This is a genomic window from Hyphomicrobium sp. MC1 (genome assembly GCF_000253295.1).
Classification (GTDB): domain Bacteria; phylum Pseudomonadota; class Alphaproteobacteria; order Rhizobiales; family Hyphomicrobiaceae; genus Hyphomicrobium_B.
In genome coordinates this window covers 4481160-4505702 of record NC_015717.1, presented here as the reverse complement: position 1 = coordinate 4505702, position 24543 = coordinate 4481160, and the positions used below count along the sequence as shown (strand labels likewise).

At 61.0% G+C, this 24543-nt stretch carries 29 protein-coding genes; 19 read left to right on the top strand and 10 right to left on the bottom strand.

Annotated elements, in window-relative coordinates:
* Positions 1–67: 67 nt before the first annotated feature.
* Positions 68–1771: a L,D-transpeptidase family protein gene (locus HYPMC_RS21690; protein WP_013950289.1), complete on the top strand. Its 1704-nt coding sequence runs from the start codon at positions 68–70 to the stop codon at positions 1769–1771.
* 276 nt (positions 1772–2047) lie between these two features.
* On the opposite strand, the gene HYPMC_RS21685 is transcribed toward HYPMC_RS21690, so the two are convergent.
* Positions 2048–2425, bottom strand: a complete 378-nt coding sequence (locus HYPMC_RS21685) for a hypothetical protein (protein ID WP_013950288.1) — start codon at positions 2423–2425, stop codon at positions 2048–2050.
* A gap of 283 nt (positions 2426–2708) precedes the next feature.
* Between HYPMC_RS21685 and rplS the strand changes: the two genes are divergently transcribed.
* The 3 genes from rplS (at position 2709) to radC (ending at position 5163) form a co-directional block, all read left to right on the top strand.
* On the top strand, positions 2709–3404 hold the full coding sequence (gene rplS, locus HYPMC_RS21680; protein WP_013950287.1) for a 50S ribosomal protein L19: 696 nt from the start codon (positions 2709–2711) through the stop codon (positions 3402–3404).
* A 152-nt stretch (positions 3405–3556) separates the two neighbouring features.
* Positions 3557–4390: a type I methionyl aminopeptidase gene (gene map / locus HYPMC_RS21675; RefSeq protein ID WP_013950286.1), complete on the top strand. Its 834-nt coding sequence runs from the start codon at positions 3557–3559 to the stop codon at positions 4388–4390.
* 11 nt (positions 4391–4401) lie between these two features.
* The gene (radC, locus tag HYPMC_RS21670) at positions 4402–5163 is read left to right on the top strand and encodes a DNA repair protein RadC (RefSeq protein WP_013950285.1); all 762 of its coding nucleotides are present in this window, start codon (positions 4402–4404) and stop codon (positions 5161–5163) included.
* Positions 5164–5187: 24 nt separating this feature from the next.
* Here radC and HYPMC_RS21665 read toward each other — a convergent pair whose 3' ends face one another.
* Complete coding sequence (locus HYPMC_RS21665; protein WP_083832141.1) at positions 5188–6447, bottom strand: MFS transporter; 1260 nt, start codon at positions 6445–6447, stop codon at positions 5188–5190.
* Positions 6448–6642: 195 nt separating this feature from the next.
* Here HYPMC_RS21665 and trxB point away from each other — a divergent pair, with 195 nt between their 5' ends.
* The 10 genes from trxB to HYPMC_RS21615 all read left to right on the top strand — a co-directional run bounded on the left by trxB (position 6643) and on the right by HYPMC_RS21615 (position 14768).
* A complete protein-coding gene (trxB, locus tag HYPMC_RS21660; protein ID WP_013950283.1) occupies positions 6643–7611 on the top strand; it encodes a thioredoxin-disulfide reductase in 969 nt (322 codons plus the stop codon).
* A gap of 171 nt (positions 7612–7782) precedes the next feature.
* Entirely contained in the window at positions 7783–8676 is an 894-nt protein-coding gene (locus tag HYPMC_RS21655; RefSeq protein WP_013950282.1) for a LysR family transcriptional regulator, read from the top strand.
* A gap of 251 nt (positions 8677–8927) precedes the next feature.
* Positions 8928–10334, top strand: a complete 1407-nt coding sequence (gene leuC / locus HYPMC_RS21650; protein WP_013950281.1) for a 3-isopropylmalate dehydratase large subunit — start codon at positions 8928–8930, stop codon at positions 10332–10334.
* 573 nt (positions 10335–10907) lie between these two features.
* Positions 10908–11717, top strand: coding sequence for a class I SAM-dependent methyltransferase (locus HYPMC_RS21645; protein ID WP_013950280.1), 810 nt, complete (start codon positions 10908–10910; stop codon positions 11715–11717).
* 69 nt (positions 11718–11786) lie between these two features.
* A complete protein-coding gene (locus tag HYPMC_RS21640) occupies positions 11787–12197 on the top strand; it encodes a metallopeptidase family protein (protein WP_013950279.1) in 411 nt (136 codons plus the stop codon).
* 135 nt (positions 12198–12332) lie between these two features.
* Complete coding sequence (locus HYPMC_RS21635) at positions 12333–12881, top strand: hypothetical protein (protein ID WP_024275014.1); 549 nt, start codon at positions 12333–12335, stop codon at positions 12879–12881.
* A gap of 131 nt (positions 12882–13012) precedes the next feature.
* Complete coding sequence (locus HYPMC_RS21630) at positions 13013–13444, top strand: hypothetical protein (RefSeq protein WP_013950277.1); 432 nt, start codon at positions 13013–13015, stop codon at positions 13442–13444.
* Between the two features lie 15 nt (positions 13445–13459).
* The gene (gene leuD / locus HYPMC_RS21625) at positions 13460–14068 is read left to right on the top strand and encodes a 3-isopropylmalate dehydratase small subunit (RefSeq protein WP_013950276.1); all 609 of its coding nucleotides are present in this window, start codon (positions 13460–13462) and stop codon (positions 14066–14068) included.
* Between the two features lie 78 nt (positions 14069–14146).
* Positions 14147–14542 carry a VOC family protein gene (locus tag HYPMC_RS21620; RefSeq protein WP_013950275.1) on the top strand — a complete coding sequence of 132 codons (396 nt, stop codon included), beginning with the start codon at positions 14147–14149 and terminating at the stop codon, positions 14540–14542.
* Between the two features lie 13 nt (positions 14543–14555).
* On the top strand, positions 14556–14768 hold the full coding sequence (locus HYPMC_RS21615) for a hypothetical protein (protein WP_013950274.1): 213 nt from the start codon (positions 14556–14558) through the stop codon (positions 14766–14768).
* A 57-nt stretch (positions 14769–14825) separates the two neighbouring features.
* Here the strand turns inward: HYPMC_RS21615 and HYPMC_RS21610 are convergent, their stop codons facing one another.
* Positions 14826–15302: a DUF2244 domain-containing protein gene (locus tag HYPMC_RS21610; protein WP_244420940.1), complete on the bottom strand. Its 477-nt coding sequence runs from the start codon at positions 15300–15302 to the stop codon at positions 14826–14828.
* A gap of 93 nt (positions 15303–15395) precedes the next feature.
* Between HYPMC_RS21610 and nth the strand changes: the two genes are divergently transcribed.
* The gene (gene nth, locus HYPMC_RS21605) at positions 15396–16148 is read left to right on the top strand and encodes an endonuclease III (RefSeq protein ID WP_013950272.1); all 753 of its coding nucleotides are present in this window, start codon (positions 15396–15398) and stop codon (positions 16146–16148) included.
* Between the two features lie 170 nt (positions 16149–16318).
* Here nth and hisF read toward each other — a convergent pair whose 3' ends face one another.
* Positions 16319–17095: an imidazole glycerol phosphate synthase subunit HisF gene (gene hisF, locus HYPMC_RS21600; RefSeq protein WP_013950271.1), complete on the bottom strand. Its 777-nt coding sequence runs from the start codon at positions 17093–17095 to the stop codon at positions 16319–16321.
* Positions 17096–17281: 186 nt separating this feature from the next.
* On the opposite strand from hisF, the gene HYPMC_RS21595 reads away from it, so the two are divergent.
* On the top strand, positions 17282–17590 hold the full coding sequence (locus HYPMC_RS21595) for a hypothetical protein (protein WP_013950270.1): 309 nt from the start codon (positions 17282–17284) through the stop codon (positions 17588–17590).
* Between the two features lie 321 nt (positions 17591–17911).
* Here HYPMC_RS21595 and HYPMC_RS21590 read toward each other — a convergent pair whose 3' ends face one another.
* From HYPMC_RS21590 to hisA, 3 genes are read right to left on the bottom strand one after another with little or no spacing between them, the layout of a single operon-like run.
* Complete coding sequence (locus tag HYPMC_RS21590; protein ID WP_050976832.1) at positions 17912–19528, bottom strand: peptide chain release factor 3; 1617 nt, start codon at positions 19526–19528, stop codon at positions 17912–17914.
* Positions 19529–19540: 12 nt separating this feature from the next.
* Positions 19541–19765: a hypothetical protein gene (locus tag HYPMC_RS21585; protein ID WP_013950268.1), complete on the bottom strand. Its 225-nt coding sequence runs from the start codon at positions 19763–19765 to the stop codon at positions 19541–19543.
* Positions 19762–20490 (bottom strand): 1-(5-phosphoribosyl)-5-[(5-phosphoribosylamino)methylideneamino]imidazole-4-carboxamide isomerase, encoded by a 729-nt coding sequence (gene hisA, locus HYPMC_RS21580; protein ID WP_024275011.1) that lies wholly within the window; start codon positions 20488–20490, stop codon positions 19762–19764. The genes HYPMC_RS21585 and hisA overlap by 4 nt, the downstream gene beginning before the upstream one ends.
* A 252-nt stretch (positions 20491–20742) precedes the next feature.
* On the opposite strand from hisA, the gene HYPMC_RS21575 reads away from it, so the two are divergent.
* The 3 genes from HYPMC_RS21575 to HYPMC_RS21565 all read left to right on the top strand — a co-directional run bounded on the left by HYPMC_RS21575 (position 20743) and on the right by HYPMC_RS21565 (position 22255).
* Entirely contained in the window at positions 20743–21063 is a 321-nt protein-coding gene (locus HYPMC_RS21575) for a hypothetical protein (RefSeq protein WP_013950266.1), read from the top strand.
* 250 nt (positions 21064–21313) lie between these two features.
* Positions 21314–21682, top strand: coding sequence for a hypothetical protein (locus HYPMC_RS21570; RefSeq protein ID WP_013950265.1), 369 nt, complete (start codon positions 21314–21316; stop codon positions 21680–21682).
* 225 nt (positions 21683–21907) lie between these two features.
* Positions 21908–22255: a hypothetical protein gene (locus HYPMC_RS21565; RefSeq protein ID WP_013950263.1), complete on the top strand. Its 348-nt coding sequence runs from the start codon at positions 21908–21910 to the stop codon at positions 22253–22255.
* A 167-nt stretch (positions 22256–22422) separates the two neighbouring features.
* Here HYPMC_RS21565 and hisH read toward each other — a convergent pair whose 3' ends face one another.
* The 3 genes from hisH to hisB all read right to left on the bottom strand — a co-directional run bounded on the left by hisH (position 22423) and on the right by hisB (position 24405).
* The gene (hisH, locus tag HYPMC_RS21560; RefSeq protein ID WP_013950262.1) at positions 22423–23076 is read right to left on the bottom strand and encodes an imidazole glycerol phosphate synthase subunit HisH; all 654 of its coding nucleotides are present in this window, start codon (positions 23074–23076) and stop codon (positions 22423–22425) included.
* A gap of 197 nt (positions 23077–23273) precedes the next feature.
* Complete coding sequence (locus tag HYPMC_RS21555) at positions 23274–23744, bottom strand: DUF2628 domain-containing protein (RefSeq protein WP_013950261.1); 471 nt, start codon at positions 23742–23744, stop codon at positions 23274–23276.
* A 70-nt stretch (positions 23745–23814) separates the two neighbouring features.
* On the bottom strand, positions 23815–24405 hold the full coding sequence (gene hisB / locus HYPMC_RS21550; RefSeq protein WP_024275010.1) for an imidazoleglycerol-phosphate dehydratase HisB: 591 nt from the start codon (positions 24403–24405) through the stop codon (positions 23815–23817).
* Positions 24406–24543 lie beyond the last annotated feature (138 nt).

Genomic DNA, 24543 nt, shown 5'->3' with positions numbered 1-24543 from the left:
GAAACGGTTCTTTAGACCGTGCGCATGAAGCTCTCGGCACGGACGCGTGACCAATCGAGAGATGGCGATGGGATATTACAAAAATCTGCTTCTCGGCATAGCGGCTGTGGTGCTGCTGACGTCTCCCGCAATCGCCGATCCGCTCCCCGCCGCGCCCGATCCGGCGCCCGTTCAAACCAATACGCCCAATCCGAAAGCCGCAGCCGAAACCCCATCCACTCCGGCAGCAACGCCCACCGCAACCGCGACGCCATCCTCTGAAGCGGCTTCTGCTGCTCCGCAACAAACGCAAGACGATCCGGTCCTGGCTGCGGCCCGCGCCAAGCTCGCCGCCGAACCCGCGGCAGAAGACGAGCACGACCGCGACGATCAAAAGGCGCTCGTCGAATTCTACAACAGTCGCCACGGCGACGGCTTGTGGGTGACGGCCTCGGGCCTCAAACCCGAAGCCAAGGCGCTTGCCGCCGAGATCGCCAACGCCGATCACTACGCTCTCGATGTCTGGCGTTTCAAGGTCCCGAAACTCGCCGACGGCGCGCTGACGGCAACGGACACAGATTCGCTGGCCGATGCCGAGATCACGTATTCGAAGGCCGCACTGCTCTATGCCCGCGACGCCCGTGGCGGCCGGATCCCCGACCCGTCGGCGCAGCTGACGACCAACCTCGATCGCCGCCCGCAATGGATTGAGCCGAAAATCGTCATCGACGCGCTCGCCGCCACGCATGAACCCGACGCCTATCTGCGCAGCCTCGAACCACAGCATCCGCAGTTCGAAAAGCTGCGCCAAATCTACATCACGATGCTGCCGAAGGACGGTAAAGGCAAACTGAGCCCGGCCGCCAAGCGCATTCGCGCCAATATGGAAGAGTGGCGCTGGATGTGGCTCGATATGGGCAATTTCTACGTCCTGAACAACGTCCCCGAGTTCATGCAGTACGTCTACAAGGACGGAAAGATCATCCGCTCCGAAAAGATCGTGGCTGGCCTCGTCGACAAGCAGACGACGATCTTCTCGCGCCCGCTCAAATACGTCGTGCTGCGCCCTGCCTGGCGCGTGCCCGAAAGCATCATGGTCAACGAGCTGTGGCCGAACCTGATCCGTGGCGGCGGCATGATGACCAAATACGGACTGCAAATCCGCTCGAAGGACGGCAGCCGTAATATCGACTACCGCAAGGTCGACTGGGCCTCGACCGACATCCGCAATTTCGAGGTCATCCAGCCGCCGGGACGCAGGAGCGTGCTGGGCCACGTCAAATTTTCGTTCCCTAGCCAGCACACGATCTTCATGCACGACACGCCGGACAAGTGGATGTTCAAGCCTGCGGTCCGCACGTTGAGCCATGGTTGCCTGCGCGTCTGGAAGCCGATGGACCTCGCCAAGATGATCTTGAAGGAAGACAAGGGCTGGGATGCCGCCAAAGTCGATGAGCTTGACCGGACGGGACCGCTCAACAACGAAATCCCGATCACCAAGGAAATCCCGATCCACATCGTCTACTTCACCGCCTGGGTGACGGACGATGGCAAGCTGAAGACCTTCCCCGACGTCTACGGCCACGAGCGCCGCATCACGCAAGCTCTCGATGGTCAGTGGAGCAAGATCAACAAGGGTCACGACCACCTCGCACCCGTCGAGCCCGACTTCAACCCGGAAGCGCTCGCCGCCCGCACCCGCGATAACGACGTGGATGACGAACAATACCCGGCCCGCCAAAACGCGACGCTCGGCAATATGATCGGCAACGCGCTCGGACTAAGTAATTGATTTTAGAACAATATATATCAAAAATCGAACGCACGTTCGGGTTCGCCGGACTGCCCATTAAATTAACAGCGTATACGAACTAATCGGTGGATAACTCGCCGCCGACTGACGACTTTCGCACTGCAACGTGATCAGTTGCCTGCGCAAGTGAGTTGGTTCCTCAATTTTGAGAAAGTGAGTAAATCGTCATGGCTCAGAATGAGAAAACATCTGCGCGTGTGAGTTCGATCGCCTCAAGGGCCCTATCGAACCCACAGTCCCTGAACTCTGAAGAGATCAAAGAGCTTGCAGCGTCCGTGTTGTCGCAATCTCAAGATCCTCAGAGATCGCAGCAAAATGCCCAGAACCAGCAATACCAGCAGAACCAGGGGCAGCAAAAGCGTTAGTACCGCGTTCTACTTCCGTCAGCCTTTCAACCGAAAGGACGCAGCGAGTGGGTATCGTCATGATCCCGCTCGCTTGTGCTTTATCGGGGGTCTCAAGATCGCCGACGTTCTGGCAGATGACCATTACCTCCGCGGTATCCCGCAGCAGCCAACCGACGCTCGCCACTTCGACGGGCCGGGCCTCCGGCAAATCCGCAAGATAGCGCCATTGCCCTGACGGTTGCCGGCTATCGAGCCACCGAATGATGACGAGCGGGCAATCGGCCATTCCGCACCTCCGAATGTGATTCGAAGGAAATCATAACAGACTGAGGCGCCTGACGGCGTGGCCGCCGCTTTTGGCTGTGGTAACGTGGCTCACCGGAACCACGCCGGTTTTCGCGCGCACTTTCGCGCGACGCCCTCGACAAAACCTGGCGCTTCGGTTATCAACCGCCCCAACAATATTCCCCCTCAAACGGGTTGCCCTTCGGGGTTGCATGAACGGCTCGAGCGCCAAGGCTGCTTAGCCGATCCTCTGCGTCATCAAAAAACTATATGGAATCAACAAGATGAACCTTATCCAGCAGCTCGAACGCGAGCAGATGGACGCCATTCTTTCCAAGCGCGGCGTTCCCGAATTCGGCCCCGGCGATACCGTCAAAGTGATGGTAAAAGTCATTGAGGCGGCTGAAGCCGATCCTAAGGACAAGAAAAAGAAGGTCGAGAAAGAACCGACCGTACGCTTCCAAGCCTATGAAGGCGTGGTCATCGCCCGTTCCGGCGCAGGCCTCAACGAGAACTTCACGGTCCGCAAGATTTCCTACGGCGAAGGCGTCGAGCGCGTTTTCCCGATCTATTCGCCCTTCATCGCTGAGATCGAAGTCCTGCGTCGCGGCAAGGTCCGCCGCGCGAAGCTTTACTATCTTCGTGGCCGCCGCGGTAAGGCCGCCCGTATCTTCGAACGTACGGACGCTCGCGCGCGCCGCCTGAACGCCGCCTGGAAGGGCTTCAAGAAGCCGAAGGGCGAGGCCGAAGATCTGACCCAGATCAAGGGCATCGACATCGACCTGCAGAACCGCCTGAAGCAAGTCAACGCCTACAAGATCGAGCAGATCGCGAACCTCTCGGATGAGGATATCGCCAACCTCGATGAGACGCTGAAGCTCAAGGGCGCGATTGAGAAGCAGGATTGGGTCGGTCAGGCTCAGCGTCTTCTCGCCGAACTGACGGCTGCCGAAGTTCCGGCCGAAGAAGCCAAGGAATAAACGCCTCGTGCAGGCCGCTTCTGAAATTTTGAAAAGCGCCGGGATCTCCTGGCGCTTTTTGCGTTAATGCTGCCGCGACGATGCCATGTATTTTGTTGGCCGCGATTTCGCACTAAATATACTGACGAACGATTGCCCCGCCGTGGAGTCCCATGTCCAACATTGAAGTGAGCAAAACAGCAAGCCGCGACGGTAAGATCCCGTTGCACGGCCCCGACGCTTTCGCTGCCATGCGCAAGGCCGGCCAATTGGCAGCCGCCGCGCTCGACATGCTGGTTCCGGTCGTGCAACCGGGCGTCACGACGGCCGAAATCGACGAGCTTGTGCTCTCATTCGCCCTCGATCACGGCGCCATCCCAGCAACACTGAACTATCGCGGCTATCGCTACGCGACGTGCACCTCGATCAATCACGTCGTCTGCCATGGCATGCCGAACGACAAACCGCTGCGGCCGGGCGACATCGTCAACATCGACGTGACGCTGATCGTCGACGGCTGGCACGGCGACACCAGCCGCATGTATCCGGTCGGCGACGTGTCGCGCCGCGCCGAACGGCTGATGGATGTCACCTATGAATCCCTGATGCGCGGCATCGCCGTTGTGAAGCCCGGCGCGACGACCGGCGACATCGGCGCCGCCATCCAGCGCTTTGCCGAAGCCGAGCGCTGCAGCGTCGTCCGCGACTTCTGCGGTCACGGCCTCGGGCGCGTCTTCCATGACCGCCCGAACATCCTGCACTACGGCGAACCGGGCGAAGGCACCGTGCTCGAACCGGGTATGCTCTTCACGATTGAGCCGATGATCAACCTCGGCAAGCCGCACGTGAAAATCCTCGCTGACGGCTGGACCGCGGTCACGCGCGACCGCGAGCTATCCGCGCAGTTCGAGCATACCGTCGGCGTCACCGAGACCGGCTGCGAGATCTTCACGGAATCGCCCGCCGGTTATCACTACCCGCCCTACAACGTCCGCGCCGCGGCGTAATGGAGTAAGGCATGTCGCGCTCCGGGGGGTCTCGCGACAAGGCAAGCGCCGAAGAGCAAGCGGCGTTTTTCGCCGCCGCGCCTGAGAAGCCGAAACCCGAGCCGGATGATCGACACGGCCACCGCAAGCGCCTTCGCGACCGCTTCCAGAACGGCGGCGCCGAAGCGATCCCCGACTACGAGCTTCTCGAAATGATCTTGTTCCGCGCCTTCCCGCGGATCGACACCAAGCCCATCGCAAAACGCCTGCTCGCCAAGTTCGGCTCGTTCGCCGACGTCGTCTCCGCAGCACCCCAACGCTTGAAAGAAGTTGAAGGCGTCGGCGACCGTGCTGTCGAAGAGCTGAAGCTCATCAAGGCCGCTGCCGAGCGTTTGACGAAAGGCGAGATCAAGTCCCGCTCGGCGCTCACTTCGTGGAGCGGCGTCATTGATTATCTGCGCTTGGCGCAAGGCTTCGAGACGCGCGAGCAATTCCGCATTCTTTTCCTCGACAAGAAGAACCAGATCATCGCCGATGAAGTGCAAGGCCACGGCACTGTCGACCACACACCTGTCTATGTGCGCGAAGTGGTGAAGCGCGCGCTCGAATTGTCAGCGACAGCGATCATTCTCGTCCACAATCATCCCTCCGGCGATCCGACCCCGTCGCGCGCCGACATCGACATGACGAAGCAGATCATCGAGGCCTCGCGGCCCTTCGGCGTCACCGTGCACGATCACGTCATCGTCGGCCGCAATGGTCACGCGAGCCTCAAAGGGCTGCGATTGATTTGAACCACATCCGTCAAACATGATGTCTCAATCAATCTCCGAGCGATCCCGCGTGTCCCGCATCGTCGCGTAAACGATGAGAGAAAGCGCGATGCAGCCTGTAACATACCAATAGAAATAGGTTTCGTGTCCGGCCTGCTTGAGCCACAGCGCCACCCATTCCGCCGTGCCGCCGAACAGCGCGACCGCCAGCGCATAGGGCAATCCCACGCCCAGCGCGCGCACCGACGTTGGAAACAATTCCGCCTTCACCACCGCATTGATCGCCGTGTAGCACGACACGATCGCGAGCCCCGCGACGATCAAGAGAAAAGCCTCCCACGGATCGCGCACGTTTCCGATGGCACTCAAAAGCGGCACCGTGCACAACGTGCCGAGAACACCGAACGTGACGAGCACCGGCCGCCGCCCCACCTTGTCCGATATCGCGCCGACGACAGGCTGCAACAGCATGTAGACGAACAGCGCGGATGCCGACACGAGGGTCGCAGTGTCTTTTGAAAATCCCGCCGTGTTAGCAAGAAATTTCTGCATGTACGTCGTGTAGGTATAGAACGCGAGCGTACCGCCCATCGTCAGTCCGATGACGATTGCAACCTCGCGCGGATGCTGCATGAGCGCCGCAAGCGAACCCTCGCGCCGCGTCTCACGCGCAAACGAATCCGTCTCGACGAGATCGCGCCGCATGACAAACGCGATGAGCGCAAGCAGCGCCCCGATGACGAACGGAATGCGCCAACCCCAGGCTTCGAGCTGAGTAGCCGTCAGCACGAACGTCTGCAGCACGATCAACACCAGCATCGCCGTCAGTTGCCCGCCGATCAGCGTCACGTACTGAAAGCTCGAATAGAACCCGCGATGCTTCGACGTCGCCATCTCGGATAGGTACGTCGCGCTCGTGCCGTACTCGCCGCCGAGGCTCAACCCTTGGATCATGCGCGCGATGAGCAGAATAATCGGCGCCGCAACGCCGATCGTTGCATAGACGGGCGTCACCGCGATCATCGCCGAGCCGAAACACATCAGCAGCACCGACGCCGTTAGCGACACACGCCGCCCGTGCCTGTCCGCCATCCGCCCGAACAGCCACGCCCCGATCGGGCGCATCAGAAAACCGACGGCAAAAATCGCGGCCGTATTCAAGAGCTGCGCGGTCTGATTGCCTGCCGGGAAAAAAGCTTTGGCGAAATACAGCGAAAACGCCGCGTAAACGTAGAAATCGTACCACTCGACCAGATTGCCCGAAGAGCCGATGAGGATGGCTCTGATTCGCTGGCCGAAACTCATTTCCGGCGCGGACTTCGCGTCATTCACCCCTGGTCACCCCCCGGTTTTTGATGAAGCCTAACACGGCCCGCGCCGCTGTGCCGCACGTATTCCCCGGAAACGACGGCGCTCGGGCCGACGAACATTGACGATGGGCAAACGGCACCCCTAATTAGCAAACCCTGACCCGCAGGCTGCGGTCGGAGAGTGAGAGCCATGACTAAAAAACCGCATCACGCCAAGGTTATCGTTCTGGGCTCCGGCCCCGCCGGCTACACCGCCGCGATCTACACCGCGCGCGCCATGCTTTCGCCGACGCTCATCCAGGGCACGCAACCCGGCGGCCAGCTGACGATCACGACCGATGTGGAAAATTATCCGGGTTTCGCCGATCCGATCCAAGGCCCGTGGCTGATGGAGCAGATGCAGGCGCAGGCGGAGCACGTCGGCACGCACATCATCATGGACCACATCAACAAGGTCGATCTGCGTGTTCGCCCGTTCCGCTTGGAAGGCGACAGTGGCGACACCTACACGTGCGATGCGCTCATCATCGCGACAGGTGCACAAGCGCGTTGGCTTGGCCTGCCGTCAGAAGAGCATTTCAAAGGTCACGGCGTCTCGGCTTGCGCGACATGCGACGGCTTTTTCTACAAGGGCAAGGACGTCGTCGTCATCGGCGGTGGCAACACCGCCGTTGAGGAAGCGCTGTTTCTTACGAACTTCGCCAACAAGGTGACGCTCGTTCATCGCCGCGACTTCCTGCGCGCAGAAAAGATCTTGCAGGAACGCCTGTTCAAGAACCCGAAGATCGACGTCATCTGGGATAGCGTCGTCGAGGAAGTCATCGGCGCACCGTCGCCGAAGTCGGTGACCGGCATCGTGCTGAAGAACATCAAAACCGGCATGACGTCCGAACTCGCGACAGACGGCTTCTTCGTTGCGATCGGCCACGCGCCCGCAACCGAGCTGTTCAAGGGCCAGCTTGAGACGACACCCTCGGGCTATCTCATCACCGCGCCCGACTCGACCGCGACGGCCATCCCCGGCGTCTTCGCGGCGGGTGACGTCAAGGATGAAGTCTTCCGCCAGGCCGTGACGGCGGCCGGCATGGGCTGCATGGCGGCGCTCGAAGCCGAGCGCTATCTCGCGCAGATGGAAGACCAGGCCGACGCCGCGGAATAGAAACCGGCGCATTCATCGCGACCAGAGATGCCTTTGATCTGTGGACGGAGCGCGACAAGACCGCGCTCGGCCCATTTGTCTATTGCTTATCTGGCATACCCCCGTTGCAATGCGTCCAGTGCATAGCTAATTATGTACCGTCCAGTAACCCCCCACTGGTGAGCCTCCGAAATGGATTGGGATAAGCTTCGAATCTTCCATGCCGCAGCCGAGGCAGGGAGCTTCACGCATGCCGGCGAGCAGCTTCATATGAGCCAGTCGGCCGTCAGCCGGCAGATCTCGGCTCTCGAAGCCAACCTTCGCGTCACGCTCTTTCACCGGCACGCCCGCGGCTTGGTTCTGACTGAGCAGGGCGAGTTGCTGAACCGTACGGTCGCCGAGGTCTTCGCCAAGCTGCAAACCGCCGAAACGTTGCTCTCGGACTCGACGACGAAGCCTTCGGGCGAACTTCGCGTCACCGCGCCGATCGGCTTCGGCACGATTTGGCTGACGCCGCGTTTGAGGGAATTCGGCGAGCTTTATCCCGAAATTCGCATCGAGCTGATCCTCAACGACGATCAGGTCGATATCGGCATGCGCGCCGCCGACGCTGCGATCTGGACGCGCGAACCGGAGCAGGCGGACCTCATCCGCCGTCCGCTGTTCGAAAGCCGCGTCCGCGCCTTCGCATCTGCACACTACATCCGCAAATACGGCGCGCCCAAGAGCCTCGAGGATCTCAACCAGCACCGCATCATCGGCTATACCGGTCCGTCCGCCCAGCATCTCGACGCCATGTCCTGGATCGAAACCGCAGGCAGCCTGAACGGCGAGCCGCGCGAAGCCGCCCTGCGCGTCAACAGCGTCGTTGCCATCAAGTACGCGATTAAGGCCGGCATCGGCGTCGGCATGATCCCGGATTATCTGACCGACGACATCACCGATCTCGTGCCCGTCCTGACCGACATCGACCAGCCGTCGCTCAATATGGTGTACGCCTACCCGGAAGAGCTGAAATCCTCAAAGAAGGTCCAGCTGCTGCGCGACTTCCTGATCTCGAAGATTGCCAAAAATAAAGGTAACTGAACGCTCTGCGGCCTTGCTGGCCGAGCGCGAGCACCCCATGTCCCTGACATGCGCGGAGCGGCGAACTGGTTTGTTTGCCACCACCGGTCGGCGCTCCGTTTGAAATGCCAGCTCCCTGAACTGCCGGGCCCAAAAGGCCCGGCTTTTTGCTGATCGGGCCTGCGACCAGCACTGATTTGCGGAAATCGATCTCTGACGCTATCTAACGCGTTCGTTTTGATCCGCCGCACCCAAAAGGCTCTCGAAAAGTCATGGCAAAGACGCTGTACGATAAAATCTTCGACGATCACGTGGTTGAGCAATCGCCGGACGGAACGAGCCTCCTTTATATTGATCGCCACCTTGTCCACGAGGTCACGAGCCCGCAGGCATTCGAAGGCCTGCGCATGGCCGGCCGCAAGGTTCGCGCCCCTGAGAAGACGCTCGCCGTCGTCGACCACAACGTTCCGACGACTGACCGTTCCAAGGGCATCGCCGACGAGCAGAGCCGCGTTCAAGTCGAAACGCTAGCAACGAACGCGCGCGACTTCGGCATCGAGTATTTCAACGAGCGCGACAAGCGCCAAGGCATCGTCCACGTCGTCGGACCGGAGCAAGGCTTCACGCTGCCCGGCACGACAATTGTTTGCGGCGACAGCCACACCTCGACGCATGGCGCGTTCGGCGCACTCGCGCATGGCATCGGCACCTCCGAGGTTGAGCACGTTTTGGCGACGCAGACGCTGATCCAGAAGAAAGCCAAGAACATGCGCGTGACGGTCGATGGCGTCGCCCCGAAGGGCGTCGGCGCCAAGGACATCACGCTCGCGATCATCGGCGAGATCGGCACCGCTGGTGGCACTGGCTCCGTCATCGAATATGCGGGCGAGGCCATTCGCGCGTTGTCGATGGAAGGCCGCATGACGGTCTGCAACATGTCGATCGAAGGCGGCGCCCGCGCCGGCATGATCGCACCGGATGAGAAGACGTTTGCGTTCCTCAAGGATCGTCCCAAGGCGCCGAAGGGCATGGCCTGGGACATGGCGATGAAGTACTGGGAAACGCTGCGCACGGACGACGGCGCGCACTTCGATCGCGAAGTTCGCCTCGACGCTGCAAAGCTGCCGCCCATCGTCTCGTGGGGCACGAGCCCCGAAGACGTGACGTCGATCGCGAGCGCCGTTCCCAATCCTGCCGATGTGCACGACGAAAACAAGCGCGCGTCCATGCAGCGTGCGCTGGAATACATGGGCCTGACGCCCGGCACCCGGATGACCGACATTCCGCTCGACGTCGTCTGGATCGGCTCATGCACCAACGGCCGCATCGAAGATCTTCGCGCTGTCGCCAAGATCGTGGATGGCAAGAAGATCTCGTCGCGCCTCGCTTACGCGATGATCGTTCCGGGCTCGGGCCTCGTGAAAGAGCAAGCGGAAGCTGAAGGTCTCGACAAGATCTTCCTCGACGCCGGCTTCGAATGGCGTGAGCCGGGCTGCTCGATGTGCCTCGGCATGAACCCGGACCAGTTGAAGCCGGGCCAGCGCTGCGCCTCGACCTCGAACCGCAATTTCGAAGGCCGCCAGGGCTACAAGGGCCGCACGCACCTTGTGTCGCCGATCATGGCCGCCGCCGCCGCACTCGAGGGCCACTTCGTCGATGTCCGCGAGTGGCAGGTATAGCGGTAGTGCCACAACAGAATTAAATCCTAAAACCGGGTGTTGGCAAAAACCCGGTTTTAGGCCATTATTTTTTTATCGTTCGGCAAGTCGTGCCGACGAGATAGAAAGTGACGAACGAGCCTGCGAAGCGAAAGCCGAGCGGGTTTTTTTGTGTCTAGCGTGCTGTGATGCCAATGGCCCACCTCGCGTGGGCTTTTCTTTTAGGACCACAATGGCAGATCAATTTGCCTGGTTGGTTTCGCTCCTAGCTAACCTTGTAACGATCGCACGCGCAGAACCTTTTCTGCCGTCCGTTCGCACATGCCAATCCAAAGCACGGCGGACCAGAAGGAAGATCGTCCGATCATTAATGGTCGGACGCATCGAGGAGGGTCGTGTGAAGAATGGCTATGGGATCGTGCTAGAGCGAACCGAAAAGTGTCGCTGATCTCCTAAATCCGCGACTCTGATCTTCGATAAAAAATGCCATTTCTCCCAAAGGCGGAGCGTTGTCTAAATTGGTGCTTGAGCCGCGGGAAACGACGGCATACTTGAAACTCGCAGATGCTGAATACCCGCGAAGAGAGGGCACTTATGGCTGACGACACAACCAGCTCCGTCCAATCGCAGTTCGGCCGCGCCGCTGCCGACTACGCAACGTCGGAAGTTCATGCCAAGGGCGAAAGCCTCGCGCGCATCGTCGAACTGACAGCCCCGCAAAAAACCTGGGAAGCCCTCGACGTCGCGACCGGTGCCGGGCATACGGCTGCGATCTTCGCGCCCTACGTCGCCAGCATGATCGCGAGCGACGTCACCGACGAGATGCTGCAGGAAGCAGCAAAGCTCGCCAATGCGCGGCGCATCTCGAACATGCTGACGGCGCGCGCTTCTGCTGATGCCCTGCCGTTTCCCGACGAAAGCTTCGATCTCGTCTGCTGCCGCTTGGCGGCGCATCACTTCCCGAACCTCGAAGCCTTCGTTCGCGAAGTGCGCCGCGTCCTGAAAAAAGGCGGACGCTTCGCGTTCGTCGATAACGTCGCGCCGGACCGTGTGCGTCTGCCGAACGCGAGCGGCGCGGAAATCGAAACAGCCATCGTCGACTACAACAGCTTCGAGAAACTGCGCGATCCGAGCCACGGCTTCGCGCCGCCGCCTGAAACCTGGATCGCTTTGCTCAAAGCCAACGGCTTCTCGATTGCTGCACATGAGCAAATGGAAAAGGAACTCGACTTCGCATCGTGGGTCGCGCGTATGCGCTGTACACCCGATGTCGTCGCCGAGCTCGATCGCATCCTGACCGCCGGTCCGGCGCCGCTCGGAGCTTTCCTCAAGCCGCGCACCGACGACACCGGCGCACTGCACTTCACGTTGCAGGAACTTCTCATCGTCGCTGACCGGACCTGATCGAAAACGGCCTTTCCATTTCGTCCAGCGAGGCCTATCTCCTGCGCTCAACCACAGGAGAGCGCCGAGATGCCGATCGATTGGAGCAATGCCATCGCCCCAAGCCTTGCCGACTTCGAGATGCTCGCGCAAACCGCGTGGAATAAGCTACCCGCCGAATTTCGCACGATGGCGGGCGACGTCATCATTCGCATCGAAGATTTTGCGTCCGACGACATCCTCGACGAATTGGATATCGAAGACCCCTTCGAACTGACGGGCCTTTACCAGGGCGTCAGCCTCGACCGCAAAAGCGTGACCGAGACCACGCGCGAACCCGACATGGTGTTCCTTTATCGCCGCGCCATTCTCGACGAGTGGGCCTCCGAAGGCGAAGAGCTGGGCCACCTCGTCGCGCACGTCCTCGTCCATGAAATCGGCCATCACTTTGGCTTCTCGGACGATGACATGGAGGCCATAGAGACCCGCATAAGTGACTGAACCGTGGCCGGAAGTCACATCGGATTAACTGTGTTCATGCCACAAGACGGCTAAGCTTGAGCACTACGACATTTCGGTCCATGTTGTAGGGGCAGGCTGAAAGAACGCGGGGCACGTTTTTGAATGTTTGAACGGATGAGCGGCCGGCGATTCCTATTCAGGATCGTCTTGGCGGGATGTTTGGGCTTTGCGGTTGCGTTCGCGCCATCCGCTGACGCGCAAGACACGTCGGCAACGCTGCGTGACGGCATCCCGACGCCGGAGCAATACGTCTCGACCGTCGGCGGAGACAGCCACATCGTTGGCCCTGGAAAATTCAAACTCGACGGCCAGACGCAATATTGCGGCCAACGGCCGACGGTCATCGACAACAAGCTTGATGACTACGGCGCTGCCTATCCGGGCTTCTTGATCATGAATCCGCGCCTGCTCGACAAGGTATCTACGCCCGTCAAGCAGTGGATCTACGCGCACGAGTGCGGACATCAGTTCCGCGGCCCAGACGAGGAAACTGCCGACTGCTTCGCCGTCCAGCGCGGCCGCCGCCAGGGCTGGCTGAAGCCCGAAGGCCTGGAAGAGATCTGCACGTTCATTACGCCCGCCAAGGGCGATGCCATGCACTTCTCCGGATCATACCGCTGCGAATACATGCGCAAGTGCTACGCCGACCCGAAGATTCGGTGACGACTTAGGTTTAGCCGCGGCGGCCGGCTCCCGGTACGGGAGTGGCCGCGGCCTGCCAGAAAAGCCAAAACTTATCCCCGCCCATTCCGGCGGCCGTAAAATCCCAGATCCGTTAGACCTGAGGATCTGCCATGCGGCTCGCCGACTACGCCCAGCGCCTTCTTGACCTCGCCCGCACGGTTAACCGCTGGCTGGCGCTCGCCGCCAAGCTGGACGGCCTCCGGCGCGAGAAGGTCGCCCTCTACGCCGAGGAAGTTGCAGCAACATTGGCCCGCGCCGCCTCAAGCCTTGCCGTTCTGGAAGCCGACCCCCATAACCGTTCAGCGCTGCTGACCGCCACTCGCGAGCTTGGCCGCGTCGGTGGCTACGTCGAAACGATTGTCGCGACGCTCGAACACCATCTTGACGGGCGCAAGCAGGCTGGCGTTAAACGGCGGCTGGAACATCTGAAGCCCTTCGATCTCGAAGCCGCCATCCGGGAGTTCGGCGCTTTCCGGCACGCTCGGCGGCTTGCCTCGGCGGAAGGCTATTTCCGGGCGCTGGCAGACACACTGCGCGCCTGAAGAGGAGACGTAAGCATGGATAAATTCACGGTTCTGACGGGCGTTGCCGCCCCGCTGCCGATCCGCAATGTCGACACCGACATGATCATCCCGAAGCAGTTCCTGAAAACGATCAAGCGGACCGGCCTCGGCAAGTCGCTGTTCTACGAGATGCGCTACGACCCAGCGACGGGCAACGAGCTGCCGGACTTCGTCCTGAATAAGCCGCAGTACCGGAACGCGACGATCCTCGTTGCGGGCGACAACTTCGGCTGCGGCTCTTCGCGCGAGCATGCGCCCTGGGCGCTGTTGGACTTCGGCATTCGCTGCGTGATCGCCACCGACTTCGCCGACATTTTCTACAACAACTGCTTCCAGAACGGCATCCTGCCGATCAAGCTGCCGCAGTCGGATGTCGACAAGCTGATGGACGACGCCAGCCGCGGCGCCAACGCGACGATCACCGTCGATCTGGAAAAACAGGAAATCCGCGGTCCCGATGGCGGCGTCATCAAGTTCGACATTGATCCATTCCGCAAGCACTGCCTGTTGAACGGCCTCGACAACATCGGCCTGACGCTGGAGAAGGGCAAAGCCATCTCGACGTTCGAAGAAGGCACGGCGTCCTCGCGCCCTTGGCTTTGACGTCTTGTCCTCGCGCCAACGCCGGGCTCGCTCCGACCCGGCTTAAAACATAAAGACGAAAAGGGAGAAACGGACAGAATGGCCAAAGCGATTCATATGATGATCCGCGTTCTCGACGAGGCGCGCTCGGCGAAGTTCTACGAGGCGTGCTTCGGCCTCAAAGTTTCCGAAAAGAAAGACTGGCCGGACTTTTCGCTCACCTATCTGAAGAACGCCGAGAACGATTTCGAGGTTGAGCTGACGGTCAACAAGGGCCGCACCGAGCCCTACAATCTTGGCGATGGCTATGGCCATATCGCCTTCGTCGTTGACGATCTCGAAGCGACGCGCGCTAAAATCGCCGCCGCCGGCTACCAGCCGAAAGACATCAAGAACATGACGCACGACGGCAAGCCGTTCGGCACGTTCTTTTTCATCGACGATCCGGACGGCTACAAGATCGAAGTCCTGCAGCGCGGCGGCCGGTTCCAGTAAGCGAGAGGCTCACATGACCGACGACGATTTCAAGTTCGACCCGGCCACGATGGGGCGTCTCGCGGGCGCCCTGTCCTTTGTTGTCGGCGCCGATCACGCGGCAACGAAAGCGCTGAAAGCCGCCGCCGAAACCGGTACGGCGAAAGACATCAAAACCGCGCGCACGCAGTTCCTGCGCTTAAAGCCCGGCGAGCGCCGCGCCGCGCTGACGATGCTGAATGATTAGCCTGCGCACGAACAGCTTGTTGTGTCACGCCGACAAAGGCCGGGATGACGATAGAGTCTAAAACTTCGACCCGCGCGCGGTGACGAGAGCACCGCTTAAAGCGTTGGCGAAATCACGCCGCTCGTCGTCCGTCAGAAACTTCCCGAACCGCACCGCCTTGCCCTGCGCGGACAGCCAGAGCGATGTCCGCCCGTCCGGGCGATCAACCGTGCAGCTCACCCGCGTCCAATACGGGTTGAACTCGAAAACTTCGCGCTGCCCCGAGGGATGAACGTGCGTGAGCGTCAACACGTCGGGAGTGACATCGACCGTCTCGTATTCCAGGCCGTCGCGATAGTTGCGTTTGAAGGCCCAGTAGATCAGCGCGACGTCGAGCCCGAAAAAACCGAACACCGGCCAGGCGCCCATAAGATAAAACACCAGCCCGACGATGAAGCTTACCGAGCTAATCAGGCTCATCATGATCAAGAACCCGCTCGGCGGCAGCGAGCGGTGGGGATGAAGCACAAACTGCGTATCTTTCGCGGATTGCATTTCAGTTCGATTATCGCTCATGTCTCGTGGCTGGCGACCCGTCTCAACCCCATCACTGCGGAGCGCCAACGGCGCCAACACAGCGGAGCTCTGATGGCCAAAGCGTCCTCAGATGTACACCATACAAGCATCGGAAGTTCCGCCCCAAAACGCAAGGCTGCAAAACCTGCGGCAATTGCGGCCAAGAAGGCGCGTAAATCTGCGCTGCTCGACAAAGCCGAAATTCATGAGGTTTTCCGGAGGTTTCACGCCGCAAACCCTGAGCCCAAGGGCGAGCTGGAGCATACCAATCCGTTTACGCTATTGGTCGCCGTCGTGCTGTCCGCCCAGGCTACCGACGCTGGCGTCAACAAGGCGACCCGCGCGCTCTTCAAGGTCGCCGACACGCCGGAAAAGATGCTGAAGCTCGGCGAAGACAAGTTGCGCGATTACGTGAAAACGATTGGCCTTTACCGGGCCAAAGCGAAGAACGTCATCGGCTTGTCCCAGCGCCTGATCGACGATTACGACGGCGTCGTCCCATCGGATCGCGATGCGCTGGAATCGCTACCCGGCGTCGGCCGCAAGACCGCGAACGTCGTCATGAACATCGCCTTTCATCAGCCGACGATGGCCGTCGACACGCACGTCTTTCGCGTCGCGAACCGCATCGGCCTGTCGCGTGGAAAGACACCGCTGGCAGTGGAAGAAGACCTGATGCATGTCGTGCCCAAGGAATATGCCATGCACGCGCATCACTGGCTGATCCTGCATGGCCGCTACGTCTGCAAGGCGAGAAAGCCCGAATGCTGGCGCTGCCTCATCAACGACATCTGCCGCTTCCCGGATAAAACGCCCGCGCCTTAGACGCCGGACGCCATAGCCCCAAGGCGGCGCCCTTTTGGTTCCTCATACCGTCATCCCGGCGCAGGCCGGGATCTAGTCAAACCTCGACAGGTGAAGTGGTGATGCTTGTCTGGGTGCCGACCTTCGTCGGCATGACGGAGGGCAGGGCGCCATTCCAAACTCAAGAAAATCTAGGAATCCATCCGCATCGCGAGGCCGGCCTTGGCCATGTAGTCCTTCGCTTGCGGGATCGAATACGTCCCGAAGTGAAAGATCGACGCCGCCAAGACCGCGCTCGCGTGGCCGCCTTCGACACCATCGACAAGATGCTGCAGCGTGCCGACACCGCCCGACGCGATCACCGGGATCGTCACTGCGTCGGACACAGCCCGGGTTAGCTCGACGTCGAAGCCCGCTTTCGTGCCATCGCGATCCATTGAGGTCAGAAGAATCTCGCCAGCGCCGAGTTCTGCGACCTCACGCGCGTATTCAACGGCGTCGATGCCCGTCGGCGTCCGGCCACCGTGCGTAAAGATTTCCCACCGCGGCGGCTCGCCTTCGGCCGACACGCGCTTGGCATCAATTGCGACGACGATGCACTGCGCGCCGAACTTCTCGCTCGCTTCCTTCACAAACGCCCGTTTGTTCACCGCCGCTGTGTTGATCGAAACCTTGTCGGCGCCCGCTTCGAGCAGCTTGCGGATATCTTCAACGGTACGCACCCCACCGCCGACCGTCAGCGGCATGAAGCAGCGATTGGCCGTCCGTTCCACGACGTCGAAGATCGTATCGCGGTTCTCGTGGCTGGCCGTGATGTCAAGAAAGCAGAGCTCATCGGCGCCGGCTGCGTCATAAGCGGCGGCCGCCTCGACCGGGTCGCCCGCATCGACGAGATCGACGAAATTGACGCCCTTTACAACTCGTCCATCTTTGACATCAAGACATGGAATGATGCGGACTTTCAGCATATTTGTAAAAGCGACTTCCTTTGAACTCGGGAGCTCCGGTATCACGCCCCGTGGCTAGGCAACTATCACGCCGCGTCCGTCAGCGTCGAGCATATTAACGTTCCTCCGAGGGAACTCTCACGCGCCTCCAGAGTTATGCCGTCTCGCGGAACTCCGCGCAAAAATTTGCAAGGGAACCTGATACCTATGGTCGACGACTTCGCCCCTAAGAACCTTCGCGCCCGGTTGGCCGCCATACAGGACCGTATTGCCCAGGCCCGCACCCAGCTCGAAACGCATGGCATCGGCGATCAAGCCGATGCGCTGACGAGCTTCATCGATCAGCACGACACCATTCGCGGCTCGCTGGACGCCGAAGGCACCATAACGGAGCTGCAGCACAGCAAGGCGTCCGCCCAGACGGATGCCCTCGAAACTGCGCTGCATAAGTGGCTGGAAGGCGTAGAAGGCAAATTCTCGAACCCCCAGCGCCGCGAACCGAACATTTCGGTCTGAGACGGGATCGCTGCCGGCGCCTCGGCCAGGGCCTGACGAAGGTCAGAGGCCGTCCCACGCCGAATGTCATCCTCGGCTTTATGGCCGAGGATCCATTCTGCAGCAGCACAAATCGAAGAATAAGGCCCAGCAATAAGCCCGAGGATCACCGCGAAGCCCGTGAAGTTTGATGCGTATCAAACTTCAGCCAGCGACGATGGGGTTAAGAGCCTCTTGGGGGCGGTCGCCGCGAGCGGCAATATTATCGCAGATACCCCATTTCGGGCGCCGCAGCGGCCGCTCCTGCAGCCACATACCAACGGCACTCGATCACCGATCGATTTAAGATTCGCCGCGCTCCCTGAGTGCGGCGAATTTAATTTCAGGAAAGCGCTCGGTCTTGTATTTCAGCATCCAGGCGCTCTCCGCCAGGAACACGAGTGCTCCGTCACGGTCGGTCGCTATCTCGCCCCGATGCGCATTGACGAACTTCTGCAACGCCGCCGGATCATCCGCCGAGATCCATCGCGCCACTTCGAACGGCGACTGTTCCAACGACACCGGTACGCTGTATTCGTTGGCAACGCGTGACTGCAAAACTTCGAACTGCAGCTGGCCTACGACGCCGAGAATTTGCCGCCCGCCCGCGATCGGCGTGAACACCTGCACGATGCCCTCTTCCGCCAGATCGTCCAAAGCGCGGTTGAGCTGCTTCGCCTTCATCGCATCCTGAATGACGACGCGGCGCAGAAGCTCCGGCGCGAAATTCGGAATGCCGGTGAACTTTAGCGCTTCCTTCTCTGTCAGCGTATCGCCGACGCGCAGGGTCCCATGGTTCGGCACGCCGATGATGTCGCCCGCCCACGCCTCGTCCGCCGTCTCGCGGCCTTGGCCGAAGAAGAACGTCGGCGACGAGATCGTCATCGGCTTGTTGTCGCGGACGTGCAGCATCTTCATGCCGCGCTTGAACTTGCCCGAGCAGATCCGCATGAACGCAATACGGTCGCGATGGTTCGGGTCCATGTTGGCCTGCACCTTGAAGATGAAGCCCGTAACCTGATCCTCGCCCGGCTGCACGGTCCGCTGCGTGGCATCGCGCGCCAATGGCCCAGGCGCCCAGGCGCCAAGCGCATCGAGAAGTTGCTCGACACCAAAGTTCTTCAAGGCGCTGCCAAAGAACACCGGCGACAGATGCCCCTCGCGGAAGGCCTGCAGATCGAACTGCGGCAGGGCACCCTGCGCCAGCTCCACGGCCTCGATCGTCTTCTCAGCGATACGCTCGTCGATTCCCTCGATGCGGCGCAGTCCCTCGAACGTTTCGAGCGGTTGCGAATGCCCGTACGAAGCGCCGCGCTCCTCGCTCTCGGGAAGCAAAATCTTGTTGCCGACGAGATCGAGCACGCCGCGGAAGTCGGTCCCCATGCCAACAGGCCATGCCATCGGCACGAGATCGAGCGCCAGGTCCGCCGCAATCTGATCAAGCAGCGTCAGCGGATCTTCCGCTTCGCGGTCGATTTTGTTGATGAACGTGATGATCGGAATATCGCGCAGGCGGCAAACCTCGAACAGTTTGCGCGTCTGGCTTTCGATGCCCTTCGCCGCGTCCATCACCATCACGGCGGCGTCGACCGCCGACAGCGTACGATAGGTGTCTTCGCTGAAGTCGGAGTGGCCCGGCGTATCGAGCAGGTTGTAGACGATGCCGTTACGCTCGAACGTCATCACCGACGACGTCACCGAAATGCCGCGCTGCTGCTCGATCTGCATCCAGTCGGAACGCGTGCGCCGCCGCTCGCCGCGCGCTTTCACTGCGCCCGCCATCTGGATCGCTCCGCCGAACAGCAACAGCTTTTCCGTCAGCGTCGTTTTACCGGCGTCAGGGTGCGAGATGATCGCGAACGTGCGCCGCCGCGCAATTTCAGGCGGCAGCACCGGCTCGGCCGACGCGCCTTGCGTCATGACGTTCAAAGTTCAGGCCTCAATCAATTGCACTTGGCTCTGATCGAGCCAGATTTGGTGATGCTCGGCGGACTTGCCGAAAACTTCGCCGACATGCAGCTCGACCAGTCCGTCGTCGAACTTGACGATCGGAAAGGTCTTGCCGACGCAGCCGCGAAACAGCGTCATGAGCTGCTTGTTGTCTTTGGGCACGCCATCCGGAACGCCCAGCACACGGACTTTGTCACCGATCTTCATGCCTTCTCCAGAAGTTCGAGCGCTTCTTTGGCATCGAGGCGGCCATCGTAGAGCGCGCGGCCCGTGATAGCGCCTTCGAGCATTCGGTATTCTGGTTTCATCAGGTCGCGCACATCGGCAATGGACGCAAGACCTCCCGACGCGATGACCGGAATACGCGTCGCCTGCGCGAGCGCGGCTGTGGCAGGCAAATTAAGCCCCTTCAACACGCCGTCGCGTTCAATGTCGGTATAGATGATGGCCGCAACGCCCGCGTCTTCGAACCGCTTCGCCAGATCGACAGCCGTCAGCTCCGACGTCTCCGCCCAACCCTCGACGGCCACCTTGCCGCCCTTGGCGTCAATGCCGACCGCGACCTGGCCTGGAAAGCGTTTCGCCGCGTCCTTCACAAGCGCCGGATCGCGCACCGCGACCGTGCCGAGGATTACGCGGCGAATACCCTTATCCAGCCAAGCTTCGATCGTCGCCAGATCGCGAATGCCGCCGCCAAGCTGCGCCGGCATCTTGATCGCTTTCAGAATGGCCTCGACCGCCGCACCGTTGACCGGCTTGCCCGCGAACGCGCCGTTGAGATCGACGATATGCAGGTACTTGAAGCCCTGTCGCTCGAAGCTCGCCGCCTGCGCCGCCGGATCGTCGTTGAACACGGTGGCGGCATCCATCTCGCCGAGCTTCAGCCGCACGCACTGGCCGTCCTTAAGGTCTATGGCAGGGAATAGGATCAATGCTTTTGTCTCGCGGGTAAATTCCTGCTCCCGTCAGGGAGAGAACGAATTCGCGCCATATCTGGCGCGACAATCCGGCCATCAGATTGCTATCTTGGGTTCCTAAACGGTTCGTGCGATCAATCGCGGATCGCAGGCTACGTCAAGACCTACGCGCTGCGGCCGGCTCGCGGAACGCGAGTCGCAGCGCGCAATCGAAGAATGGCCGACTCCCCAGAAGGGAGGCGCGATGCGCAAAAGTAAGAGTGTTCCATGGCTACTGCGTTTCTTGTCGAGCCGCCGCCTGTCGTTGCCCGCCGTCCCCTGACCGAGGACGACGCCATCGACATCTGGATCGCTCGCTGGATGCGCACCCGCCCGACGGACCTGCAGCGCCGCTACGCCTGCGACCCCCGCCGTCTCTATGAAATTTGGGAGGAAGTGCGCTTTCCGGGCAGTCGCGCCAAGGCGCTCGCCGCGTTCCAGCGCCGTTTTCCAAGGCTTGAGCCGCGCTTCGATCCTGGCCCCCACCGGCGCATTCCAACGTCCGCGCACCCTGATCCCGATCAGCTGAGCCTGTTCCCCGAAGCGTAGCGGACCGCCGGCACATGTTCCGCTTAGGCGCGGGGCGCAATACCCCCGCTGTAGGCCGAAATTCTTAATTATTTTAACCTGTTGTCCCTACCACGACGTTAAGACTTCGACAAGAACAATTTTAGAACAAATGCTGGACAACTGTTCTGAGTCGTGACATGTTCTTCCTATGTTCACGACGCCGCAAGTCAGGCGCCACCTTGGGTCAGAGTAGCGTGTTCGACCCTCCCGAAACACTAGGAGAGCCCCCATGCGCACCTACCTCATCTCGTACGATCTCGCCCACCCGACCCGCAATCAGCACGTCGTCGCCCAGGCCATCATGGGCATCGGCGACAAGTGGGCCCGGCCGCTGTCGAACACCTGGTACGTCATGTCCGAACGCGAAGAAGTGGAACTCGAGACGGATCTCCGCGCGCTTCTCGCCGAAGACGACGGCCTCCTGATCCAGGCGACGAAGCGCGACGCCGCAATGACGAACACGTCGCTCCGCTGGTTCCGCCAGCGCCGCCCCAGCGTCGATCTCGCACCCGATGGTAACGTCATCGCCTTCCCGCTTCCCGCAACAGCTGCTGCCGAGCCGATGGAGCCCGAGCTGCCGTTCGCGAAAGCCGGCTAACACCCACGAATTCCGGTCTTTGGGCGGGGCGGGTCTTTCTCTCCCCCTAGCCTTCCCGACGGGCTCGTCTCGTCCAAAGGCCGATGCTGGAGACCCGGGGATCATGCCCCCCAACTGCCTCATGATCCCCGGCTCCTTTTTTAATTTGCGTTTTTCACGTCGCGTACTGCGTACCTCATGCCTGCTCCCCAAAGCTCCCCCACGCTCAAGTACCGGATTAGCGCCATGAAGACCTTCCTTCTCCATCACACCCCCAAATCCGCCAACCAGGACACCTGGACGGTGACGTTCTCGCTCCCCTACATCGCGACCGAATACGCCCCCGCCGGCAACGGCGTCTGGTACGTCAGAACCTGGCTCGGCGCCGAACAGATCAAGCGGCGCCTCGCGATCCTCTTCGATTCTCCTGATGAACTCGCCGTCCACGAACTTGGTCGCGCCGACGCGGCTGGCACGGCGCGTCTCACCTGGCTCGAAGGCCGCCTCGAAGACGACGATACCGATGGCACATGGCACGTCCCGCGCGGCGTCTGGACGGTCATTCAATCGGCCGTCGGCACGCTTGCGCGGTGACTTCGGCTTCTGAGTTCCTTCTCCCTATCGGGAAGGGGTTAGAGATCGGGTGATAGACACGCCCGCTGAACGTCATCCCGGCGCAGGCCGGGATCCAGCCAAGCCTCAGCTTGCGAGACATTTGCTCGCTGACTGGATGCCGACCTCCGTCGGCATGACGTCAATATCTACGGCTTCCACTTCAAGAAATTCGCAATCAGCTTCAGCCCGAGCTTCTGGCTCTTCTCGGGGTGAAACTGCGTGCCGGCAATATTGCCGTCGGCGACGAACGCCGTGATCGGTCCGCCGTAATCCGTCTCGGCAACGACGACGCGCCGCTCTGTCGGCACCATCGCGAACGAATGCACGAAATACGCGTGCCAGCCGTCCGGGCCGGTCGGAATGCCGTCGAGCAACGCATGCGGATGGACGACGTTGAGCGTGTTCCAGCCCATGTGCGGAATTTTCAATTCCGGATCGCTGGGTGAAATCGCGCGCACTTCACCTTTGATCCACCCAAGCCCCGGCGTCTCGACGAATTCGAGCCCCCGCTCGGACAAAAGCTGCATGCCGACGCAAATGCCGAGAAACGGCCGACCCTTCTGCCGCACCGTCTCTTCCAGCGCCGGGATGAGCCCCGGCACGCGTTCGAGCCCGTGCTTGCAGTCGCCGTATGCTCCGACACCCGGCAGCACGATCCGATCCGCCGCCAGCACATCTTCAGGCCGTGGACTGACGATGATCCGGACATCGGCCTCGCTCGCGCGCGCCGCGCTTTCAAACGCCTTCGCCGCCGAGTGCAGATTGCCCGACCCGTAATCGATGATAACAACGCTTTGCATGAGAAGACCGGGCCTCGGAGGAATTTTCAGTGAGATAAATTGTGCCAGCTTCCAATGCCGCAAGCCGCGCCAATTGTCATCCCGGGTGGGGCCTCTTGCGAGATCCGGGACCCAGTCTCAACGACGCGGACTATGCGGCCTGGAGTGCGATCGTCCCACGACGCGCAACCCGGAAGAACAATCCGCGCGCGTGACGCTCAAGCCCCAATGCCGAACGGCCAGAAGCGTGATCCGCGCGCCCTCGACGACGCACCAGCGGCGTCATCGCGCGCGATCACCGGCTGCTCCGGCAGCCAGCCTTCGAAGAACCGCCGCTCGCTCTCCGCAATCGACTTGCCGTTGACGACGCCAATCATCTGCCAGCCGCGTTGGTCCAACATCCACCGCTTCAGGCTCGACACCTCGAAGCCAAGGTAGATGTTGATCATCAGAAAGATGATGCCGATGCTGTCCGGGCTGACTTTCAGCGCATTCAGCACGTAGCCGAGCAGCGCCGAACCCGCGAGATAGGCAATCGCCATCAGCCAGACGCCGTTCGCCAGAAACCCGAGCGGCGGACAGATTGCGGTCAACCACGAAAACCCGTCTTTGACGAACTCAAGCTCGACGCCGCGATCGATGCGATCGGCATCGGCATCCGGCGGCTCATGCACGGTGTAGGTCGACACAGAACTCAAAGCTCCTTGCTCCATTCGAACGGCGCGCCGCCCAAATCCGTCAGGACGACCGGCTCGAACGTTAAAGCGCGCCTTTCGTCGACGGAATGCGACCCGCCTGCCGCGGATCGATCGCAACCGCCGCCTTCAGCGCCCGCGCGAGGCCCTTATAGCAGGTCTCCGCGATATGGTGATTGTTCTCGCCGTAAAGGTTTTCGACGTGCAACGTAATGCCGGCATTCTGGGCAAACGCCTGGAACCACTCGCGGAACAGCTCGGTGTCCATCTCGCCAAGCTTCGGCCGTGTGAAATCCACCTTCCAGACCAGAAACGGCCGCCCCGAAACGTCGACCGCCACGCGCGTCAGCGTCTCGTCCATCGGCAGATGCACATCGGCATACCGCATGATCCCGGCTTTATCCTCGAGCGCCTTGGCGATCGCCTGCCCCAGCACGATGCCCGTATCCTCGGCCGTGTGGTGGAAATCGATGTGCAGGTCGCCCTTGGCCCTGAGCGTAATGTTGATGAGAGAATGCCGGGCGAGTTGCTCCAGCATGTGATCGAGAAAGCCGATCCCCGTCGAAACGTCGTAGGCGCCCGTCCCATCGAGGTCGACGGTCGCGGAGATCTCGGTCTCCTTGGTCTTGCGCGTTATCGTCGCCTGCCGCTTCACGTGAATCGTTCCTTTTCGCTTGGCCCCGGCGACTCCCGTACCGGGAGCCGGCCGCCGGGGCCAGAAAACCATCAATGTTTGCCCCCGAGGCCACGAGCCTTTATCAGCTTGTCACCCGACAGGCCAAGGCCCACCCAC

Excerpts from the sequence above, each read along its gene's own strand:
- HYPMC_RS21690 (WP_013950289.1), top strand. The coding sequence starts at position 68 with ATGGGATATTACAAAAATCTGCTTCTCGGCATAGCGGCTGTGGTGCTG.
- HYPMC_RS21685 (WP_013950288.1), bottom strand. The coding sequence starts at position 2,425 with ATGGCCGATTGCCCGCTCGTCATCATTCGGTGGCTCGATAGCCGGCAA.
- rplS (WP_013950287.1), top strand. The coding sequence starts at position 2,709 with ATGAACCTTATCCAGCAGCTCGAACGCGAGCAGATGGACGCCATTCTT.
- map (WP_013950286.1), top strand. The coding sequence starts at position 3,557 with ATGTCCAACATTGAAGTGAGCAAAACAGCAAGCCGCGACGGTAAGATC.
- radC (WP_013950285.1), top strand. The coding sequence starts at position 4,402 with ATGTCGCGCTCCGGGGGGTCTCGCGACAAGGCAAGCGCCGAAGAGCAA.
- HYPMC_RS21665 (WP_083832141.1), bottom strand. The coding sequence starts at position 6,447 with ATGAGTTTCGGCCAGCGAATCAGAGCCATCCTCATCGGCTCTTCGGGC.
- trxB (WP_013950283.1), top strand. The coding sequence starts at position 6,643 with ATGACTAAAAAACCGCATCACGCCAAGGTTATCGTTCTGGGCTCCGGC.
- HYPMC_RS21655 (WP_013950282.1), top strand. The coding sequence starts at position 7,783 with ATGGATTGGGATAAGCTTCGAATCTTCCATGCCGCAGCCGAGGCAGGG.
- leuC (WP_013950281.1), top strand. The coding sequence starts at position 8,928 with ATGGCAAAGACGCTGTACGATAAAATCTTCGACGATCACGTGGTTGAG.
- HYPMC_RS21645 (WP_013950280.1), top strand. The coding sequence starts at position 10,908 with ATGGCTGACGACACAACCAGCTCCGTCCAATCGCAGTTCGGCCGCGCC.
- HYPMC_RS21640 (WP_013950279.1), top strand. The coding sequence starts at position 11,787 with ATGCCGATCGATTGGAGCAATGCCATCGCCCCAAGCCTTGCCGACTTC.
- HYPMC_RS21635 (WP_024275014.1), top strand. The coding sequence starts at position 12,333 with ATGAGCGGCCGGCGATTCCTATTCAGGATCGTCTTGGCGGGATGTTTG.
- HYPMC_RS21630 (WP_013950277.1), top strand. The coding sequence starts at position 13,013 with ATGCGGCTCGCCGACTACGCCCAGCGCCTTCTTGACCTCGCCCGCACG.
- leuD (WP_013950276.1), top strand. The coding sequence starts at position 13,460 with ATGGATAAATTCACGGTTCTGACGGGCGTTGCCGCCCCGCTGCCGATC.
- HYPMC_RS21620 (WP_013950275.1), top strand. The coding sequence starts at position 14,147 with ATGGCCAAAGCGATTCATATGATGATCCGCGTTCTCGACGAGGCGCGC.
- HYPMC_RS21615 (WP_013950274.1), top strand. The coding sequence starts at position 14,556 with ATGACCGACGACGATTTCAAGTTCGACCCGGCCACGATGGGGCGTCTC.
- HYPMC_RS21610 (WP_244420940.1), bottom strand. The coding sequence starts at position 15,302 with ATGCAATCCGCGAAAGATACGCAGTTTGTGCTTCATCCCCACCGCTCG.
- nth (WP_013950272.1), top strand. The coding sequence starts at position 15,396 with ATGGCCAAAGCGTCCTCAGATGTACACCATACAAGCATCGGAAGTTCC.
- hisF (WP_013950271.1), bottom strand. The coding sequence starts at position 17,095 with ATGCTGAAAGTCCGCATCATTCCATGTCTTGATGTCAAAGATGGACGA.
- HYPMC_RS21595 (WP_013950270.1), top strand. The coding sequence starts at position 17,282 with ATGGTCGACGACTTCGCCCCTAAGAACCTTCGCGCCCGGTTGGCCGCC.
- HYPMC_RS21590 (WP_050976832.1), bottom strand. The coding sequence starts at position 19,528 with ATGACGCAAGGCGCGTCGGCCGAGCCGGTGCTGCCGCCTGAAATTGCG.
- HYPMC_RS21585 (WP_013950268.1), bottom strand. The coding sequence starts at position 19,765 with ATGAAGATCGGTGACAAAGTCCGTGTGCTGGGCGTTCCGGATGGCGTG.
- HYPMC_RS21575 (WP_013950266.1), top strand. The coding sequence starts at position 20,743 with ATGGCTACTGCGTTTCTTGTCGAGCCGCCGCCTGTCGTTGCCCGCCGT.
- HYPMC_RS21570 (WP_013950265.1), top strand. The coding sequence starts at position 21,314 with ATGCGCACCTACCTCATCTCGTACGATCTCGCCCACCCGACCCGCAAT.
- HYPMC_RS21565 (WP_013950263.1), top strand. The coding sequence starts at position 21,908 with ATGAAGACCTTCCTTCTCCATCACACCCCCAAATCCGCCAACCAGGAC.
- hisH (WP_013950262.1), bottom strand. The coding sequence starts at position 23,076 with ATGCAAAGCGTTGTTATCATCGATTACGGGTCGGGCAATCTGCACTCG.